Source organism: Chryseobacterium sp. PvR013 (assembly GCF_017833095.1).
GTDB lineage: Bacteria > Bacteroidota > Bacteroidia > Flavobacteriales > Weeksellaceae > Chryseobacterium > Chryseobacterium culicis_A.
Genome location: NZ_JAFIBT010000001.1, coordinates 3,822,476 through 3,840,364 on the forward strand (window position 1 = coordinate 3,822,476; position 17,889 = coordinate 3,840,364).

A 17,889-nucleotide genomic window follows, 5' to 3' on the forward strand; every position below is an offset into this window, starting at 1 on the left:
TTTCTAATGTAAATTATTCGGTTTGAATTTTTTTAAGACAGGATTATTCCTATTATTTTCTTTATCAGCCTTTCAGGTAAAAGCACAGGCAGATACCGCAAATACCAAGTCTTATGCAGACCAGGTAATGATTCGTGTGAATCTTGATACCAATATCGAGAACTATGTTTTTTCTGCAGGAGAAGGTAAGGACGCATTCGAGATGGACTTGTCAATCAACAATAAAACCAAAACATCCTTTTCAGTCGATTATAGAATAATAAGTGCAACAGTATCATTTGCCCCCAGATTTTTAGATGGAAACAATGATGACGAAATGAAAGGGAAAAGCTCCTATACTGATTTAAGCTTCAGGTTTTTTCCGGGAAGATTCATACAGAATGTTTATTATAAAAATGTGAAAGGCTTCTATGTAGAAAACATGAAAGACCTGTGGCCTGAATGGCAGGAAGGAAGAGATCCATACATTCAGTTCCCGGATTTAAGAGTACAAACCTTTGGTGGATCCACTTCCTATATTCTCAATAAAAATTTTTCAGCAAGAAGTATTTATACACAGGGAGAATGGCAGTATAAAAGTAGCGGAAGCTGGGTGCCATTTCTGGATTATGACCTTACTGTTTTCAGAAACACAATTGATGGAGTGAAAAGCAAGGAAACTCAATATAATATTGGTGGAAACATAGGGTATTTCTATAATTGGGTCATTGGAAAGAATGTCAACATCTCACCTTACCTTGCTATTGGAATCGGAGGGAAATTTTCCAGTTACAGAGATTTTGATAATGGAGGAGTAAAAGAGAATGCCCAGTATGCAACCATAAGAATGCAGGGTGGGCTTCATATAGGATACAATACTGACCGGTTCTTATTTGGAGGAAAAATGAATTTTAAGACCTATGCTTATGATCAGAAAAATAATCAGACAGTAGAAAATAATAATCTCTATGGATTGTTATATATAGGGTATCGTTTTGCACCGCCGAAAGTTGTAAAAAATACCTATGATAAAGTCCAAAAAAAGATTCCCGTTCTATAAGTTGAAAGGTCTTTTAAGTATCTTTGTGTTGGAAAATTTAGAAAGAACAAAATAAAAGTAAAAACATCATGTCATTAATAAAATCTATTTCCGGAATTCGCGGAACCATTGGCGGTAAAGTAAATGATAACTTAACACCGCTGGATGTAGTAAAATTCGCTTCCGCATTCGGAACCTGGCTTCAGAATAATAAAAATAAAAAAGATCTTACCCTTGTCATCGGAAGAGATGCCAGAATTTCTGGTCAGATGGTTTCTTCTCTGGTAACGGCCACATTGCAGGGATTGGGGATTAATGTAGTAGATCTTGGACTTTCTACAACGCCAACAGTGGAAATAATGGTTCCTGAGCTGAATGCAGACGGAGGAATAATCCTTACCGCTTCCCATAATCCAAAACAATGGAATGCCCTTAAATTATTAAACGAAAAAGGAGAATTCATCACTGGTGAAAACGGTGCGGAAGTACTGGCTTTGGCAGAAAGTGAAGATTTCAACTATGCAGAAGTTGACGATCTTGGAAAATACGAAACAAGAAATGATACTTTTGATATCCATATTCAGCAGATCCTGGATTTACCAATGGTAGATGTGGAAGCCATCAGAGCAAAAAACTTTAAGGTGGTTCTGGATGCGGTAAACTCTACAGGAGGAATTGCAATTCCTATGCTTTTGGATAAATTAGGCTGTGAAACAGTCAAATTATACTGTGAGCCTACAGGACATTTCCCACACAATCCTGAACCCTTGAAAGAACATTTGGGAGACATCTGCGAATTGGTGAAAAAAGAAAACGCTGATTTGGGAGTTGTCGTAGATCCGGATGTAGACAGATTAGCCCTGATTGATGAAAAAGGTGAAATGTTTGGTGAAGAGTATACATTGGTTGCAGTTGCTGATTACTTATTGAAACACAAAAAAGGAGCGGCTATTTCCAATCTTTCTTCCAGCCGTGCTTTGAGAGATGTTGCGCATTCGCATGACTCAGAATATTTTGCCAGTGCCGTGGGAGAAGTAAACGTTGTTACTTTGATGAAAGAGAAAAATGCTGTCATCGGAGGAGAAGGAAACGGAGGAATTATCTATCCTGAATTGCATTACGGAAGAGATTCTTTAGTTGGTGTAGCCCTATTTTTAACGCATTTGGCGAAAGAAAACAAAACGGTTTCTGAACTAAGAGCAGGATATCCAAGCTATTTTATGGGTAAAAAGAAAATAGAACTGACTCCGGAGATTGATGTAGACGCTATCTTAAGCAAAATGGAACAGGAATATCAGAATGAAGAAGTTTCCACTGTAGATGGCGTTAAAATAGACTTTGAAAACAATTGGGTTCACCTTAGAAAATCCAATACAGAACCCATCATCAGAATTTATACAGAAGCTCATTCTCAGGAAGAAGCTGATCAGTTAGGTGATGATATCATTGCTAAAATTAAGAGTTTAATCTAAAAATATTTGAAGAACGGACAATGAGTCCGTTCTTTTTTTATCAGGAATGTTTGAACATATCAAAAACAGATTTCCCTTTCCTAAAGAAAAGTGGAGAAAATTTCTGGGCAGCTTTGAACGAATGGAAGTCCCGGCTAAAACTTTGCTTTTAAAAGAAGGAGAGGTTTCCTACAATGCCTATTACATTGAAAAAGGTATGGTAAGAGCCTGGTATAATAATGACGGAAAAGACGTAACATTTCAGTTTTTCCTTGAAAATACAATGTTTTCATCCCTTGAAAGTTTTAAAAAAGGCTTGCCAAGTATGGTTTCATTTGAGACGATAGAACCCTGTATTTTATATAAAATCAACAAGCCCGATGTAGAGGCTTTTCTGGAAGAAGTGTATGAAAATCGTGAGCTCAGAAATCTATTTATGGATGCCCTTTTTGAAAGAGTATTTGATTATATGAAGCATTTCTTTTCATTCATTAAAGATACCCCACAACAGCGGTATCTGAATTTGGTGAAACAAAAACCTGAAATTATCAAAAGAGTTCCGCAGCATTATATTGCCTCCTATCTTGGGATTACAACGGTGCATCTCAGTAGAATCAAAAGCAAAATATTGAAAGAGAGACTGGGATAGGCTGGAAGATGGAAGGCAGAAGTTTAAAAAGATACTGTATAAATTCGAGATCATCTTAAACGCAACGTTCGCAAAGAATAATATGTATTGTTGAAAATGTCCGCAAAGGCGTTTCACTCAGTGATTATAACCGTTCTTTGCTAAACGAAGTGCCTTTGCGCCCAAATAATGCATAATATTGTGTCACCTAGCACTCTCTGCGTTTCAAATATATTTCGGGTTTTATAAACGCCCGTCTTCCCTCCTTCCTTTCCCAAACAAATTCCCAAACTCATAACAAATGTTATCGCCCAACAGCATTCATCCTCTATAATTTTGCTTAAAAATTAAAAAGAATGAAAGCAGCAGTAGTATTTGAAAAAGGAAGCATTCCTCAATACTCAGATTTTCCGGCACCTGAAATTATGAATGAAAATGAAATTCTGGTTTCAGTAAAAGCCGCGTCTATTAAAAATCTTGACAGAGCCAGAGCTGGAGGAAATCATTATTCCACAGAAAATCAGGAACATCAACCCACTATTATCGGGACAGATGGAGTAGGATATCTGGAAAATGGAAATAAAGTTTATTTCTTCAGTAAAAAAGGAACGGTAGCTGAAAAAGCTGTAGCAGATAAAAAAATGATCATTCCAATTCCTGAACAACTGGATTTTTCTGTAGCCGCCGCACTGCCAAATGCCATTATGGGATCTGCAATGGCCTTAAAGTTTAAAGCCGGAATACAAAAAGGAAATACCGTTCTGATTAACGGAGCAACCGGAATTACAGGCAGAATTGCTGTTCAGATCGCCCAATTATATAATGCCGGTAAAATCATTGTTACAGGAAGAAATGAAGAATCTCTGCAGTCTTTACGTGAGCTGGGAGCTGATGAAGTTGTTTCACTCAAATTAGCAGATCATGATTTTAAACAAAAAATAAAAGAAATTCATGAAGAAACTCCTATTGATATTGTTTTGGATTATATCTGGGGACATTCTATAGAAATGATATTGTCCGCTTTTAAAGGAGACGGAACCTTTTCCCATAAAACAAAACTGGTAACCATAGGAGGAATGAGCGGAGATACCATCCAGCTGTCTTCACAGATCCTCAGAGGAACAGATATTCAGATCTCAGGATCCGGATTGGGAAGTTGGACAAAAGAAGAATCAGCCCTTCTTTTTTCAGAAATTATTCCTGAAATGTTTCAGGCAGCTGTAGACGGAAAGATTAAAATGGAAACACAGGACGTTGATATTAAAAATATCGAAACTATATGGAATGCTGAGATACAAAGTGGAAAACGTCTTGTAATAAGAATTTAACCCCAATTTCCGTTTTTTTATCCACAATCCTTTTATTGGTTTTCTTTTTTTACTATTTTTATAATAGAAATTTATGAAATGGAAAATTCAAAAAAAAGTTGCAACTTTGCATAAATATTTGAATATCAGTTTCAGATGTATTATTAACTAATCGTTTGCCGAGGTTTGTAAGCAAATTCAGACATCAGGCCGACAAAGAGGACACTATTGGAAGAGTATTTTGGAAATGAACTTGTAAAAAAGTTCGAGGAAATGATGGAAAACAATGACGAATTCTACTTCGATACAGAAGAGTTAGAAGACATTATTGTTTATTATTTGGAGCTTGGTGATTTTAATTACGCTGACATGGCTGTTAATTATGGACTAAAGCTTCACCCTAATTCGTTGGATATTAAGATCAAAAGACTTGAGATCCTTCTGGAGTGGGAAGAGTATAATACGGCGAAAGAACTTATCGATGAATTGAAAGGTGCCTCTATGGAAAGCACTGACTTTTTGGTTTGTTATGCCAAGTATTATTCGAACCTAGGAAATCCCAGAAAATCCATTGAAATCTGTAAAAAAGCTTTGACATTAGAGGAAGAAGAAAACTTTCTCCACAACTTTATTGCGGATGAATATGTGAATCTCGGAGATCCTTTTAACGCTCTTAAACATTACAGAAAAGCACTGAAAGAAGATCCGTTGGATGAATATTCACTGGAAAACTGTATGGTGTGTTTCAGTGATTTGAATAAGAGCGAGGAGGCTATTGCCTTTCTTAATGAATATTTAGATGAATTCTCTTATTCCGAAACCGCATGGTTTGAATACGGACAATTCTATTTCAACAGAAAAAATTATGATGAAGCGATAAGAGGCTACGATTATTTGTTGGCAATCAACTCAAACTCTGTAGGAGTATATGCCAATAAAGCAGCCTGTTATGAAGCTTTGGGACAATACCAAAAAGCAATTGAGACCTATGAAGAAATGCTGGAACTGGAATACACAAAAGCATTTACTTTTTATAAAATCGGATTGTGTAATAAAGCATTAAAACAGCCCATTATAGCGTTAAATGCATTTCAGAAATCATTAAGAGAAGACCCTCAGTTTTATCTTGCAATGATGGAACAGTCTTATCTTTACGAAGAAATGGGCGGGATGTCTGAAGCATTGTATTATGCCAAAGAAGCTACCCAGCTGAATGAAAACAATCTTGATTATCAAAAAAGACTGGCTTTCCTGTTCATTGATTCAGGGAAGTTTGAAGAAAGTCTTACCTGTCTTAAAAAGCTTGTGGATGCAGAACCATCAAGATTCTACAACTGGTATGCCTATTCAGAAGTTTTGATGTTGGTAGGAGAGTATGAAGATGCGGTAACCGTTCTGAATAAAGCGTTAAAAAATCACCACAGAGCAGAACTGTTTTATCAGTTAAGCAATTGCTTTTTTAACCTGAAAGACCAGGATAAGGGAATGGAAGCTCTTCAGAAAGCATTAGATTTGGATCCGTCTTTAGTTAAGGATATGCAGAAAAAATATCCTTTCATTAAAGATGAGGTGAAAAAAGCTAAAGCAAGTAGAGTGAGAAAAAAGAATTAAATTAATTTAAAAACAAAAAAACCTGCATTTTTGCAGGTTTTTTTTATTGAAAGTTATATTCATAGAAAAATTTATCCGGAGCATTGCTGGTTGCATTTCCATTCATATCAAGAGACTGCCTGCTTTCTTCAGACGGATAGCCTGCAGCATTAAAAGTGGTTGTATACTTATGAGCAGTAGTTCCGGTTGTTGTTCCTCCTCCGGTATTGGTGAATTGCCCTTTATAGGTGCTTAAACTGTTCTTTATATTCGAAAACAGCATGCTTACGCCATCGCTCTCATTTCCGTTAAATATGATTTTGTCGAAACCCTTTACATTTTTAAAAGGATAGTTTTTATCCGTATAAGTGTAGGTCTCATTCTCTGTGTAATTAACCGTATTGCCATTTACGGTTCCGGTTCCTGAACCTATATTACTTACCATATTTCCATTGCTGTAAGTAAATATACTGTTGATCGTGGATGAACCGGCAGCTCCCGAAGTTGTCTGTTTTTTTACGCTGATTTCTGTATTACTTGTGTAGGTATAAGCAAATGCGACTGTATTCTGTACTGTACCTGTAGTAGAATATTCCTTAGTAACAGCAGACGCCATACGTCCGTTATTATAGCCGTATTCAACCGTACTTTCAAGAATATTATTTTCGTAATGTTTAATTCCGGTGACATAGTCGTCCGTATAGGTGAATTCAATTCTTTGCCCATGATTAATATTGTTAATCATACTGATGATTTTAGTTCCGTTGTAATTGATTTTCATTACAATGCCATCCATCGTCATTCTAGTAGGAAGAATTACGCTTTGAGCAGAAGGATCGCTGTTGTCAAAAGGAGTATCATCAGAATTATAGCATGAAATGGCAGATAGGGCCAATAAGCCAAAAAGTAGATTTTTTTTCATAGTTATAAATTAAATTAGTCAAATATAATTTAATTTATAATATAATTTTATTTTTTTTGATTTGTTCTCAAAAAGATCAGTCCTCCAATGATAATTCCTGCTCCTATAAATTGTAAATACGTTAGCTTTTCGCCATCTAAAATTCCCCAGATAATAGCAACAATAGGCATTACTAAAGTAACTGTGGAGGCAAAAAGAGGAGAAGAAACTTTCAGCAAACGATAATTCATGGTCATTGCCAGACCCGTTCCGAAGATCGATAAGAGGCTGACAAACATAAGTCCCAGCAGATTATCCTTCGAAAAGCTAAATTCCGAAAAGAATCCAGTGGAGGTCAGGGCTATAATGGAGGGGAATAATAACACAAATGAGAACACAAAAGCCGATAAAACAGTAGACGAAACTTCCATAAGTTTCGATTTTACCGTTGTTGTACTCAATGCATAACATAAAGTGGCCAATAACAACAAAAGGATGGGAATCATTTTCAAATCTCCGCTGTCACCACCTCCAAATGCAAGGATACAGACTCCGGTGAAGCTTATTAACGTTCCTATAATCTGCTTTTTTGTCGTTTCGAATTTCCATACCAGTGCACCTACAATAATCACGAAAATAGGCATCATTGAATTGATAATCCCTGCAATACTGCTGCTTACTTCTGTTTCTGCAATCGGAAACAAAAACATAGGAATAAAATTCCCTGTAAAAGCTGCCAAAATTAGCCATTTCAGATGTTTTTTAGGAAAGAGCTTATAATTGGAAATAGCAACCGGAAGTAAAATAATCCCTGCAATAAGAACCCTTAAAGATCCTACCTGATACGGATTAAAATGTTCCAGCGATTTTTTGATTAAAATAAAGGATGATCCCCAGATAATACTCAGGATAACCAGAAGAACCCATTTTTCTTTATCTGCGTTCATTATTTTCGTGTAAGATTTTTAGAAATTCTTTTTTAGGAATCATTTTTGCTCCTAAACTTTCAAGATGTTCTGTATGGGATTGACAGTCAATTAATTCTATCTTGTCTTTGTTGTTTTCTACGAAGTGGATAAATCCAGCTTTGGATGCATTGCTTACTTTTGCAAACATGCTTTCGCCACAAAAGACGTTCCCAATCTGTAATCCGTAAAAGCCGCCTACAAGTTCTCCTTCCTGCCATACTTCAATACTTTTGGCCAGGCCATATTCGTGAAGCTTGATAAAAGAATTCATCAATTCTTCGGAAAGCCATGTTCCTGACTGTCCTTTGCGGGTCGCCTGCTGACAGTTTCTGATCACTTCTCTGAAACTCTGATTCTCTGAGAAAGTAAAAACATTTCTGTTCAGGACCTTTCTCATTGATTTTGAAACCTTTAATTCTTCCGGAACCAGAACAAATCTCGGATCAGGGCACCACCAGAGGATTTCTTCTCCGGGATTGTACCAGGGAAAAATACCCAGTTGATAAGCAAACCAAATGCGTTCTACAGATAGGTCGCCTCCAAAAGCAACCACCCCTTCATGACCCTCATACAGCTCAGGATCAGGAAATGAAATCTCGTTTTCGTCTAATCGGACCATTTTTAGAAAAAAAATCCCACTTCAAAAAGCAGGATTTATATTTGATCTTTATTCTTTAATTAAAAAGGTAAATCATCATCATCGTCTCCGGCAAAAGGATTCTCGTTAGAAACGGGAGATGCTGATTGTTGAGGCATTGCCTGAGTTGGTTCTGAAGCGTTTTCAAAAACTTTCTCTACTCTCCAGCCTGTAATAGAGTTGAAGTATTTAGTTTCACCTTGAGGAGAAACCCATTCTCTCCCTCTGATGTTGATTCCTACTTTTACGTTTTCTCCTTCTTTAAGGTTATCTAATAAACTGATTTTATCAGATAAAAATTCTATGTTTATTGGCTGTGGATACTGTTCCTGGGTCAAAATAACCATTTCTCTTTTTTGAAACCCGCTCGCAAATGTTTGAGCATCAAAAAGTTTCTTTACCGTTCCTTGTAATTCCATATTGTAAATATTAACGATGTAAAAATAAGAAAATGAAATGTAATAAAAGGTGACGTGAAAAAAAAATATGGAAAATTTAATTTTTTTTCCTGAAAAGTTTGGTAGTAAAGGAAATTGTCCTATATTTGCACTCACAAAAACGAAGCAAGCTCTTTAAAACTTACAGTATAAAAAAACCAGCGGATGTGGTGTAATTGGTAGCCACGCCAGACTTAGGATCTGGTGCCGTGAGGCGTGGGGGTTCGAGTCCCTTCATCCGCACTATGCGAAAATAGCTCAGCTGGTAGAGCACAACCTTGCCAAGGTTGGGGTCGCGGGTTCGAATCCCGTTTTTCGCTCCACACCATGCCCTGGTGGTGGAACTGGTAGACACGCAGGACTTAAAATCCTGTGTCCGCAAGGACGTACGGGTTCAAGTCCCGTCTGGGGTACAAGACCCTCTGTAATATCTTACGGAGGGTTTTTTGTTTTAATTAGAGAGTGTTCTTTAAATAAAATATTTTATATTTGTAAGAAATAAGGTTGAATCTGAAATTCAGATCAGCAAAAATCAGCGGATGTGGTGTAATTGGTAGCCACGCCAGACTTAGGATCTGGTGCCGTGAGGCGTGGGGGTTCGAGTCCCTTCATCCGCACTATGCGAAAAGGCTCTTCACAGAGTCACAGAAAAGGTTGGAACCCTTGGTTCGGATCTTTTTTTTTGCCCACACCATGCCCTGGTGGTGGAACTGGTAGACACGCAGGACTTAAAATCCTGTGTCCGCAAGGACGTACGGGTTCAAGTCCCGTCTGGGGTACAAGTCCCTCTGTAATTTGATTACGGAGGGATTTTTGTTTTTATTAGGCAAAAACTAAAATATCTTTAAAAATTAAAATGCCTTTTGGTAAATTTGCTTCAGAAAAATAAAACCATGAAATTATTGAATACCATTTTAGCAGTTACGATGATAGCTGCTTCTCATCCATTATTCTCACAGACATCCAACGAGAAAAAAGCTCAGGAAATTATTGAAAAAGCCATTCAGGCAGAAGGAGGGAAAAAGTTTTTAAGCAGTATAAAAACACTTTATTCCAAATCAGAAACAGTAATGGATGGCCGTAAGGTAAACTGGATCACAAAAGAAATGGTGCCGAACAAAGGAAGTTTTGAAATTGAGTATCAGGGAAGGATCGTATACAGATCCTGGTTTGACGGGAAAACGGGATACGAGTTGGTCAACGGTGAAAGAAAACTGGCTGATCCTGCTGTATTCAAGGATAAAACTGACAGAAAATATATCATCAATGAGTTGGCTTATATAGATCCTAAACTGTACAAGATTGAACTTATTGATGAGAATCCGGATAAGATGTATTATAAAATAAAGGCAACCTATATAACAGGAAAAGTGACTTATCTGTATTACGATGTGAAATCATTCTTCCTAAGTAAAGAAGAGACTGTTGAAAATGGAGAAAAGAATGCGTTTTCAACGGTTTTACAAAGTGATTACAAGAAATTCGGAGATCTTTGGTATGCTAATAAATTGACTTTTGTTTCTGAAGATGGAAATCAGGAAGCCAATCTTGTGGATTTGTACTATAATAAAAATATTGAAGAAAAAGATTTTAAATAAAATCTGATAGCTAATAAAAATCCCTCTACAGCTTACTGTATGGGGATTTTTTTTTCCTGTTTAAATAAACTATCCTTTACTTTCCAACTTCTCCAGCCTTTCAAAGATGCCTGTAAATATATTTTTTTCACCCATTGAAATGTATCCAACAATCTTATAATATTCCTGAGTATTTCTGTTTAGTGTTTGATTATCAATTGCATACTGAAGGTTTCCATTGGTGTGAACTAATAAATTGTTGAAGGGCTCTGTATGTATATCAGCCTTATTTAAAAATAAAACATCACCGTATTGATAGTGGGCAAGCAGGTGTTTTTCAGGAGTAAATTCATATACAAGATCAACGGATGCTAATATTTTTTGCAATATTGAGGAGTTGGGATTATTTTTCTCTGTTTTTGTCTGTTCTTCTTTGTTATTCAGGATCTCTAATTCTGGAAAAAGCATAAGCTGATCCGTGTCAGAAACACTTACTAATTGCCCTGCCTGTAAAGATTCAGTCAGTAATTGATCAAGAGTAAGGTTAAAATGATGGGCAACTTTTAATATTGTTTCAATCTTAGGTTCGGCACGGCCTTCTTCATAAGAGCTTATCACACCTCTGTTCAGATCAAGAAGGTCAGCAAATGCTTTTTGGCTTATTCCTTTTACCTGTCTTATTTTCTTAATATTCGTTCCAAAGAAGCTCATTTTGTCTAATACTTTTTGCAAAGATAAAACAGAGAATACAATTTTAGCTAAATATATTTGCATATTGGATCCGGAACGTAAAAATCTGTACCCGTAATATTGTTTAGTTCTGTATCTGTATCCAAAATTAAATACTCCATAATTTTGTTTAGCTAAAGAAGAAAATATGGAAACAACCATTCAACAGCAGAAGCCGTTTCAATATGCTGAAGCGTATATCTCAGATATGGGGATGCTTAAAACTATTTTTCTGGAGATCCAGAATGTGAAAAAAGCAGATCAGAATTTCGGACTTCCTTTTCTTTTGGCTAAAAACGGAAATATAGTAGTTGCTTTTGCCAGCCTTATCATTAATGAAAAAAATGAAATCTCTTTCAAAGTTTATGATAAAAACAAAATGCCAGAAGTAGAGAAAAGAAACTTTTTTTCCCGTGCTGAAAGATATTTAAAAAATAATAATACGCCGAATTTCAAAGATCCGGAACAGTTAAAAAGCAGTATCAGCAGTGTGATTAGCTGGCTGAATCCTGAATAAAGCAGGATAAAATTGTACATTTACTTAAAACCCTGATTCAATGCCTAAAGATGTTCTGTACCTTAAAATAGCCAATTCTGTCACAGAGCAGATTAAAAGTGAAACCCTGCAGTTTGGAGACAGGCTGCCTTCACTGAGAAGTGCCCAGAAATTATACAACGTGAGCCTGAATACAATAAAGCAAGCGTATATGGAGCTGGAAAGCCGTTCTCTTGTAGAATCGCGTCCGAAATACGGATATTATGTAAGCCAGACTTCCCAAAGAAAACTGGCATTGCCTTCTGTAGCACAGATGAAGGTTTCGGAAGGTAAAAATACCCCTCAGGATCTTATTGATAAAGTATTTGGGAGCATCGGAGGTACAGATGTTACGCAGTTCGCTCTTGGAATTCCGGGGAAAAGTCTCCTTCCGGTTGCCAAAATGAAGAAATGTATGATTGATGTGATGAAAAGGAAGAGTGACAGCGGAACCAATTATGAACCTGTGCAGGGAAGCGAAATTCTGCGTAGAGAAATCGCCAAATGGTCTATGGTAATGGAAGGGAAAATTACAGAAGATGATCTGGTCATTACTTCCGGAGCGATGAATGCCGTTTATAACTGCTTAATGGCAGTGACCAAGCCGGGAGATTCTGTGGCGGTGGAAAGTCCTGTATATTTCGGAATTCTTCAGGCCATTCAGTTATTGGGGCTTAAAGCTGTAGAAATTCCTACGCATCCCATTACAGGAGTGGATCTTGATGCTTTAAAAAAGGTACTTCCGAAGCTTTCTGCATGTTGTTTTGTAGTGAATTATAACAATCCGTTAGGGTTTCAAATGCCTGATGAGAACAAAAAAGAACTGGTGAAAATGCTTACCGAGTACAATGTTCCTTTGGTGGAAGATGATGTGTATGGTAACATTTACTTCGGAGCGGGAAGACCAAAGCCGTGTAAGTTTTATGATGAAGCAGGAATTGTAATGTGGGTAGGTTCGGTTTCCAAAACACTGGCTCCGGGTTTTAGGGTAGGATGGGTGGCTCCAGGAAAATTTAAGGAAAAAATTATCCGTCAGAAATTGGTTCAGACGGTGAGCGGACCTTCTTTGTTTTCAGATGTGATTGCGGATTTCCTTGCGCACGGACGGTATGATCATCATTTGAGAATGTTCAGAAAAAAACTATATGCCAACTACCTTCAGATCCAGAAGTCGGTGATTGAGTATTTTCCTGATAATACAAAGATTTCAGAACCGAAAGGAGGCTTTATGCTCTGGCTGGAGCTTGATAAGAGAATTTGTACAGAAGATCTTTATGATATCGCTGTCAGCCAAAAAGTGAACTTTGCACCGGGAAGAATGTTTTCTCAATATAATCAGTATCAGAACTGTATGCGGCTGAACTATGCCCTGGAATGGACTGATAGGGTGGAAAGCGACCTGGAGAAGTTGGGAAAAATGATAAAAAACAGAATTTAATAAACCTTATAGCGATGAATGATATTAAGAATGAAGTAAAAATTACAGCGTATGAACCTCATTATAAAGAAGCTTTCAAAGCTTTGAATGAAGAGTGGATCAAGACTTTTTTTGTAATGGAATCGGGAGATTATAAACTTCTGGATCATCCGGAAGAAGAGATTTTAAATAAAGGCGGACACATTGCTTTTGCGTTGCTGAATGGAGAAGTGGTAGGAACCTGTGCATTAGTAAAAACGGAGAACAATCCTCTTACTTTTGAACTGTCAAAGATGGCCGTAAGTCCTAAAGCTCAGGGGAAAAAATTAGGTTATCTGTTGGGAAATGCCTTAGTGGAAAAAGCGAAAGAATTGAACGCAGAAAAAGTCTTTTTAGTTACCAATTCTATTTTGGTTCCTGCTATTAAACTTTATGAAAAACTGGGCTTTATCCATACACCTATCGGTCATGCTGAGTACGACCGTGCAGATGTTAGAATGGAATTGATTTTCAATAAATAAGCAAAAAAAATATTAGAACTCGGATAGGAATATCCTTGTTCTAATATCAAAATTTAAATCTAATTGCTTTACTGTTTTATTTCTTGATGAATGTCTTGGTCAGTGATTTTTTACTTCCGTTGATTTTAATATAATATACACCTGCCGGAAGATTTCCAATATTGATTTTTTCATCGTAATATCCTCTTGAAGACTGTAAATGTGATGCTGAAACAATTGCTCCTTTACTGTCGATGATTTCTGCTTTAATATCCTTATCTTCAGATTGATACTGAACTCCAATGAATGTTGAAACAGGATTGGGATAAATTTTAAAATCATCAGCGATTACCTTGGAATCTTTTGCCGCTAATATTTCTTTAGAACATGCCGGAATTCTGTTGATTCCATCAATTCCCCATGAAGCCTGTACCGGAATACAAAGCCAGTTCAGTACGGTAGGAAAGTGATCTGTTTCTCTTGTTGTAGCTGTATAATCATACACTTTAAAATTGTTGACCGTATTGGCATTATAAGTCGGAGAACCTGTAATAGCCATGTTATTGGTGTTTGGACTTGAATCTGCCAACATATTTCCGGAAGTTCCATTGCATTTCCAATTGGCCACTAACTGAGCATAATAAGGATGTGAAGGTGTAATATCCTGATTAGCCCAATTCACGATAACATCATTGGGAAGAGCAGATTTCCAGATTCTTACATCTTTATATGAAGCTGCCAGATTGATTCCATAAGCATTGGTTCCATCCTGATTTAAGGTTAAAGGAAGCCCGGAATCAATATTTCCGATGGTATTCATTTTCGCAAAAGTTACCGGAACACCGTCTTCATACAATGTGACAAGGCCATCTCTGTCAAAGCTGGCAGCAATATGTTTCCATTTATTCGTTTCCACTTTTCCTCCAACGAGATCAATTCTGTTGGTTCCATCGCCAATATTCATTTTAAAAGTCTGTCCGGAATACCCTGAAAAAACAAATCCTTTATTTTTTCCGTTAGCCCAGTTTTTATTACTGATCATAACAGGATCACTTGAATAAGCTGCATTTGGTTTTACCCAAAACTCAATCGTAAAATCCTGATTCGCACCAAAATTGAAAGGAGTCTGGTTAGATGGTTTTGCATAGGTTCCTGCAGGGAAATTCAACTGATTGAATGTCTTATTGGATTCAAGGATTGTTTTGCTGATTTGCTGAGGAATAAATCCCGGATTGGAATATACCGTAAAAATGTTTCTTTCAGAAAGATTTCCTCCACCATGAGAGCTTTCTATTGCTCCGTGGTCTGTAGTGAGTACTACCAGCCAGTCTTCATTGCTGTAAGAAGGTCTGTTCTTCATAGCAGTGACAATTTCTCCGATATAAGTATCTGTTGTTTTAATTGAAGATACATACTGAGGAATGCTTGATGAAAATCCATAAGAATGTCCTGCATGATCTACATCATCAAAGTCTACAAAGAGAATATCAGGGTTGTCATTCTGCAAAGCGGTTATAGCTGCATTTTTCACGGCAAGATCTGTTGCCAGATTGGTTTTTACATCCGCATTCTGTACAATCTTATCGTTAATAGGTGACCAATGTGCCAGAGAAACTGTTCTCAGGCTGGGATTGTAAGTTTCTGCTCTGGTTAAAAAATCAGGATAATTGATGTAGTTTGGACTGGTAAAATTATTGTCCTGAACATTATGCTTTGTATGCCATACGCCGGTAAGCATAGTGCTCCATCCGTTTCCGCTCCAGGTAGTGGCGGCGCAAAGCCCATCAATAGAATAAATCGACTGACTGATAAGATTTTGAATGTTAGGAGTGGGAGTAGACATCATGACATCTGCACGACATCCGTCAATACCGATAAAAAGAACTTTTTTGGTCTGAGCTCCAAGGAAACAGCTCATTACAACAGCCATTGAGAATAGTTTTGTTTTCATAGGGAAAATAAGTTTTTGAATCGTAAAAGTTTACAAATAGTAATTTATTTTTAACTATTGTAAAATTAATTTACTATTTGTAAACATGTGTGAACTGTAAATTAATTAATTGATAATTAAAAAGTTCCAGAAAAAAGAATGAAATGGTTAACCACAAAAGTCAGAAAAGTGATTAACACTGCTTATTTTAAGTTATAAGCTTTAAGAATATAAAGTTCCCAAAAGATTCCGAAAATTTCCGGTTTTGATCAATATTCAATCGAACGTACGATATTCCCCTCCTCCGGAGGGGTGTCAAATTGAAAATTTGAAGGGGTGGTTCAAAAAACACAAACATTTTCAATGGGTTAGCATGAAAACATTTGTGTCAAGAAGTAGTAAAAAAAGTTTTTGAAAAGAAGTTGTTAAAGAATACCTTCTGCTTCAGAAATGGTGTTCAGAATATAATCGGGCGCTGCTTTTTCAAGCTCTGCTTTGCCTTGTGCTCCTGAGAGAACGGCTACTGTAAGTCCGCAACCTGCATTTTTGCCCTCTTCGATATCAATAACAGAGTCACCTGCCTTTAAAACCTTATTGGCTTCCGTGATATTGAATTTCTTCATCGCAAGATGGATCATTTCCGGGCTTGGGCGGCTTTCTGAAACATCATCTGCCGTAATTAAGGCATCAAAATGAATACTTTCTTTCCAGTTGAGTTTATTCAGAAGCTGATGAGCAATTTCAGAAGTATATCCTGTATTCAACACGATCTTTTTGTTTTGAGACTTCATACGGAGCAGGAAGTTTTCCGTTCCGTTAATGGGTTTTACTTCAAGGTTTTGGTAAGACTCTTTAAGCTGATCAGAGAAATTCTCAAAAATAGCAGGAGCATCTTCCTCATTGCCATTGATTTCCCTTAAAAGACTTGTGATAGCTTCCAGTTTTTCCATTCCGGCACAGCTGGATAATACTTTTTCAAGGCTTACCACATAGCCGTAATCATTCACTGCATTGGTAAGTGTTTTGTAGACTACATTGTCCTCGTCAATTGTTGTTCCGGCCATATCCAGAACTAATAATTCTATATTTTTCATTTCAATTTTATGTGTAAATTTTTTCAATAGTAAACTTGGAGAAGCCACCGCTTCCCGTCATTCCTTTCCCTCCGATACCTGTTATAATATGAATATTGGCAGATGGACTGTGTTCAAAAATATCTTTTGTTTTGCACTGGGAATAGATTCCGAACCATCTTCTCTGGATTTCATACGTGGGAAGATCAATAATTTTCTTTGCCTCATGGATCATAAATTCATCAATCTCCATATTAAGATCATAGCCAAGGTCATCAGCATTTTTAGCATCAGCATACTCATGAGAATCTCCTATGATGACAGAACCGTCCAGCGCCTGCTTGAATAAAATATGAACTCCGTATTTCTTTTCAAACGAGGTAGGATCTTCTAAAGCCTTGATTTTCTGAAAAGAAGGACATTCACTGAAAGATTCATACCTTCTCACAGAAAGCCCTGTAAGGATATTTCCCTGAAGTGAATAGATTCCTTGCGGTTTGGTCTGAAGCATCTGAAGTTTACTTACTTCAAGATCGCTGTCATTGAATACATTAGGGTACAGCGTTTTGAACTCATGACCACCGCATATAATGATTCTAGAAGCATTGAATTCTGTTCCCTCTGCGGTTACAGCCGTACATTTCTCATTATCTTCTCTGGTTTCTAAAACGGTTGTATTATAGAAAATCTGCAATCCCATTTTTTCCTGCAGCAGTTTGTGAAGCTTTACAATCATATCAGCAGAGTCTACAGACAGTTCCTGAGGGAAAAATAATCCTCCTTTACAATAATCAGAACGAAGGCCGTCAAACTTTTTGATACAGTCGCCTTTTGATAATAAAACAGATTCATAATTATTGTTTCTGTTGATTTCATAAAGCTCCTCAATCAGCTGAAGTTCTTCATCATTTGAAGCGATATAAACAGATCCGTTTTGTCTGATGGTAAGATCTGCCTGAGTATGAAGTTCGTTATATATTGCAAGACTTTCTCTTCCGAAATTCTGCCATTTAAGATCCATTCCGGAAGGCACTACCTGTCCGAAATTCCTTACGGTGGCACCCTGAGGAATGGAGTTTCTTTCCAGTAAAGCTACCTTAAGATTTTTTTTCAACGCATGATAAGCGTGGAATGTTCCTAAAATTCCACCTCCTACAACGAGTAAATCAAATTTTGTTGTCATTTTACGAG

The 17,889-nt window shown here is 36.9% G+C and carries 17 protein-coding genes and 5 tRNA genes; 14 read left to right on the forward strand and 8 right to left on the reverse strand.

Going from position 1 to position 17,889, the window contains the following annotated elements:
- Positions 1–22 precede the first annotated feature (22 nt).
- The 5 genes from JOE44_RS17445 to JOE44_RS17465 all read left to right on the forward strand — a co-directional run bounded on the left by JOE44_RS17445 (position 23) and on the right by JOE44_RS17465 (position 6,015).
- A complete protein-coding gene (locus tag JOE44_RS17445; protein WP_209786559.1) occupies positions 23–1,039 on the forward strand; it encodes a DUF4421 family protein in 1,017 nt (338 codons plus the stop codon).
- Positions 1,040–1,107: 68 nt separating this feature from the next.
- Positions 1,108–2,490 (forward strand): phosphoglucosamine mutase, encoded by a 1,383-nt coding sequence (gene glmM, locus JOE44_RS17450; protein ID WP_209786560.1) that lies wholly within the window; start codon positions 1,108–1,110, stop codon positions 2,488–2,490.
- A 46-nt stretch (positions 2,491–2,536) separates the two neighbouring features.
- Complete coding sequence (locus JOE44_RS17455) at positions 2,537–3,118, forward strand: Crp/Fnr family transcriptional regulator (RefSeq protein WP_209786561.1); 582 nt, start codon at positions 2,537–2,539, stop codon at positions 3,116–3,118.
- 335 nt (positions 3,119–3,453) lie between these two features.
- Positions 3,454–4,425, forward strand: a complete 972-nt coding sequence (locus JOE44_RS17460; protein ID WP_209786562.1) for a zinc-binding alcohol dehydrogenase family protein — start codon at positions 3,454–3,456, stop codon at positions 4,423–4,425.
- A 207-nt stretch (positions 4,426–4,632) separates the two neighbouring features.
- On the forward strand, positions 4,633–6,015 hold the full coding sequence (locus JOE44_RS17465) for a tetratricopeptide repeat protein (RefSeq protein WP_209786563.1): 1,383 nt from the start codon (positions 4,633–4,635) through the stop codon (positions 6,013–6,015).
- A 43-nt stretch (positions 6,016–6,058) separates the two neighbouring features.
- Here JOE44_RS17465 and JOE44_RS17470 read toward each other — a convergent pair whose 3' ends face one another.
- From JOE44_RS17470 to JOE44_RS17485, 4 genes are read right to left on the reverse strand one after another with little or no spacing between them, the layout of a single operon-like run.
- Positions 6,059–6,916 (reverse strand): hypothetical protein, encoded by an 858-nt coding sequence (locus tag JOE44_RS17470; RefSeq protein WP_209786564.1) that lies wholly within the window; start codon positions 6,914–6,916, stop codon positions 6,059–6,061.
- A gap of 47 nt (positions 6,917–6,963) precedes the next feature.
- Positions 6,964–7,842 carry an EamA family transporter gene (locus JOE44_RS17475; protein WP_209786565.1) on the reverse strand — a complete coding sequence of 293 codons (879 nt, stop codon included), beginning with the start codon at positions 7,840–7,842 and terminating at the stop codon, positions 6,964–6,966.
- Positions 7,829–8,482, reverse strand: coding sequence for a leucyl/phenylalanyl-tRNA--protein transferase (gene aat, locus JOE44_RS17480; protein WP_209786566.1), 654 nt, complete (start codon positions 8,480–8,482; stop codon positions 7,829–7,831). Before aat ends, JOE44_RS17475 begins: the two co-directional genes overlap by 14 nt.
- 59 nt (positions 8,483–8,541) lie before the next feature.
- Positions 8,542–8,919, reverse strand: coding sequence for a DUF3127 domain-containing protein (locus JOE44_RS17485; protein ID WP_105682873.1), 378 nt, complete (start codon positions 8,917–8,919; stop codon positions 8,542–8,544).
- Between the two features lie 179 nt (positions 8,920–9,098).
- On the opposite strand from JOE44_RS17485, the gene JOE44_RS17490 reads away from it, so the two are divergent.
- The 6 genes from JOE44_RS17490 (at position 9,099) to JOE44_RS17515 (ending at position 10,535) form a co-directional block, all read left to right on the forward strand.
- Positions 9,099–9,180 (forward strand) — tRNA-Leu (locus tag JOE44_RS17490).
- A 4-nt stretch (positions 9,181–9,184) separates the two neighbouring features.
- Positions 9,185–9,260 (forward strand) — tRNA-Gly (locus JOE44_RS17495).
- Positions 9,261–9,266: 6 nt separating this feature from the next.
- Positions 9,267–9,350 (forward strand) — tRNA-Leu (locus tag JOE44_RS17500).
- Between the two features lie 122 nt (positions 9,351–9,472).
- Positions 9,473–9,554: transfer RNA gene (locus JOE44_RS17505), tRNA-Leu, on the forward strand.
- 78 nt (positions 9,555–9,632) lie between these two features.
- Positions 9,633–9,716, forward strand: a tRNA-Leu gene (locus JOE44_RS17510).
- Between the two features lie 114 nt (positions 9,717–9,830).
- Positions 9,831–10,535, forward strand: coding sequence for a hypothetical protein (locus tag JOE44_RS17515; RefSeq protein WP_209786567.1), 705 nt, complete (start codon positions 9,831–9,833; stop codon positions 10,533–10,535).
- 69 nt (positions 10,536–10,604) lie between these two features.
- Here JOE44_RS17515 and JOE44_RS17520 read toward each other — a convergent pair whose 3' ends face one another.
- Positions 10,605–11,288 carry a helix-turn-helix transcriptional regulator gene (locus tag JOE44_RS17520; RefSeq protein ID WP_245169804.1) on the reverse strand — a complete coding sequence of 228 codons (684 nt, stop codon included), beginning with the start codon at positions 11,286–11,288 and terminating at the stop codon, positions 10,605–10,607.
- 103 nt (positions 11,289–11,391) lie between these two features.
- Between JOE44_RS17520 and JOE44_RS17525 the strand changes: the two genes are divergently transcribed.
- From JOE44_RS17525 to JOE44_RS17535, 3 genes are read left to right on the forward strand one after another with little or no spacing between them, the layout of a single operon-like run.
- The gene (locus tag JOE44_RS17525) at positions 11,392–11,760 is read left to right on the forward strand and encodes a hypothetical protein (protein WP_209786568.1); all 369 of its coding nucleotides are present in this window, start codon (positions 11,392–11,394) and stop codon (positions 11,758–11,760) included.
- Between the two features lie 40 nt (positions 11,761–11,800).
- Entirely contained in the window at positions 11,801–13,216 is a 1,416-nt protein-coding gene (locus JOE44_RS17530) for a PLP-dependent aminotransferase family protein (RefSeq protein ID WP_209786569.1), read from the forward strand.
- A gap of 14 nt (positions 13,217–13,230) precedes the next feature.
- On the forward strand, positions 13,231–13,716 hold the full coding sequence (locus JOE44_RS17535) for a GNAT family N-acetyltransferase (protein ID WP_209786570.1): 486 nt from the start codon (positions 13,231–13,233) through the stop codon (positions 13,714–13,716).
- Positions 13,717–13,792: 76 nt separating this feature from the next.
- Here JOE44_RS17535 and JOE44_RS17540 read toward each other — a convergent pair whose 3' ends face one another.
- The 3 genes from JOE44_RS17540 to JOE44_RS17550 all read right to left on the reverse strand — a co-directional run bounded on the left by JOE44_RS17540 (position 13,793) and on the right by JOE44_RS17550 (position 17,881).
- Positions 13,793–15,646, reverse strand: a complete 1,854-nt coding sequence (locus JOE44_RS17540; protein WP_209786571.1) for an alkaline phosphatase family protein — start codon at positions 15,644–15,646, stop codon at positions 13,793–13,795.
- A 404-nt stretch (positions 15,647–16,050) separates the two neighbouring features.
- Positions 16,051–16,719, reverse strand: a complete 669-nt coding sequence (locus JOE44_RS17545) for an HAD-IA family hydrolase (RefSeq protein ID WP_209786572.1) — start codon at positions 16,717–16,719, stop codon at positions 16,051–16,053.
- A gap of 7 nt (positions 16,720–16,726) precedes the next feature.
- A complete protein-coding gene (locus JOE44_RS17550) occupies positions 16,727–17,881 on the reverse strand; it encodes a TIGR03364 family FAD-dependent oxidoreductase (RefSeq protein WP_209786573.1) in 1,155 nt (384 codons plus the stop codon).
- Positions 17,882–17,889: the final 8 nt, after the last annotated feature.

Coding starts and splice junctions, on each gene's coding strand:
- glmM (WP_209786560.1), top strand. CDS start 1,108: ATGTCATTAATAAAATCTATTTCCGGAATTCGCGGAACCATTGGCGGT.
- JOE44_RS17455 (WP_209786561.1), top strand. CDS start 2,537: ATGTTTGAACATATCAAAAACAGATTTCCCTTTCCTAAAGAAAAGTGG.
- JOE44_RS17460 (WP_209786562.1), top strand. CDS start 3,454: ATGAAAGCAGCAGTAGTATTTGAAAAAGGAAGCATTCCTCAATACTCA.
- JOE44_RS17470 (WP_209786564.1), bottom strand. CDS start 6,916: ATGAAAAAAAATCTACTTTTTGGCTTATTGGCCCTATCTGCCATTTCA.
- JOE44_RS17475 (WP_209786565.1), bottom strand. CDS start 7,842: ATGAACGCAGATAAAGAAAAATGGGTTCTTCTGGTTATCCTGAGTATT.
- aat (WP_209786566.1), bottom strand. CDS start 8,482: ATGGTCCGATTAGACGAAAACGAGATTTCATTTCCTGATCCTGAGCTG.
- JOE44_RS17485 (WP_105682873.1), bottom strand. CDS start 8,919: ATGGAATTACAAGGAACGGTAAAGAAACTTTTTGATGCTCAAACATTT.
- JOE44_RS17515 (WP_209786567.1), top strand. CDS start 9,831: ATGAAATTATTGAATACCATTTTAGCAGTTACGATGATAGCTGCTTCT.
- JOE44_RS17520 (WP_245169804.1), bottom strand. CDS start 11,288: ATGCAAATATATTTAGCTAAAATTGTATTCTCTGTTTTATCTTTGCAA.
- JOE44_RS17525 (WP_209786568.1), top strand. CDS start 11,392: ATGGAAACAACCATTCAACAGCAGAAGCCGTTTCAATATGCTGAAGCG.
- JOE44_RS17530 (WP_209786569.1), top strand. CDS start 11,801: ATGCCTAAAGATGTTCTGTACCTTAAAATAGCCAATTCTGTCACAGAG.
- JOE44_RS17535 (WP_209786570.1), top strand. CDS start 13,231: ATGAATGATATTAAGAATGAAGTAAAAATTACAGCGTATGAACCTCAT.
- JOE44_RS17540 (WP_209786571.1), bottom strand. CDS start 15,646: ATGAAAACAAAACTATTCTCAATGGCTGTTGTAATGAGCTGTTTCCTT.
- JOE44_RS17545 (WP_209786572.1), bottom strand. CDS start 16,719: ATGAAAAATATAGAATTATTAGTTCTGGATATGGCCGGAACAACAATT.
- JOE44_RS17550 (WP_209786573.1), bottom strand. CDS start 17,881: ATGACAACAAAATTTGATTTACTCGTTGTAGGAGGTGGAATTTTAGGA.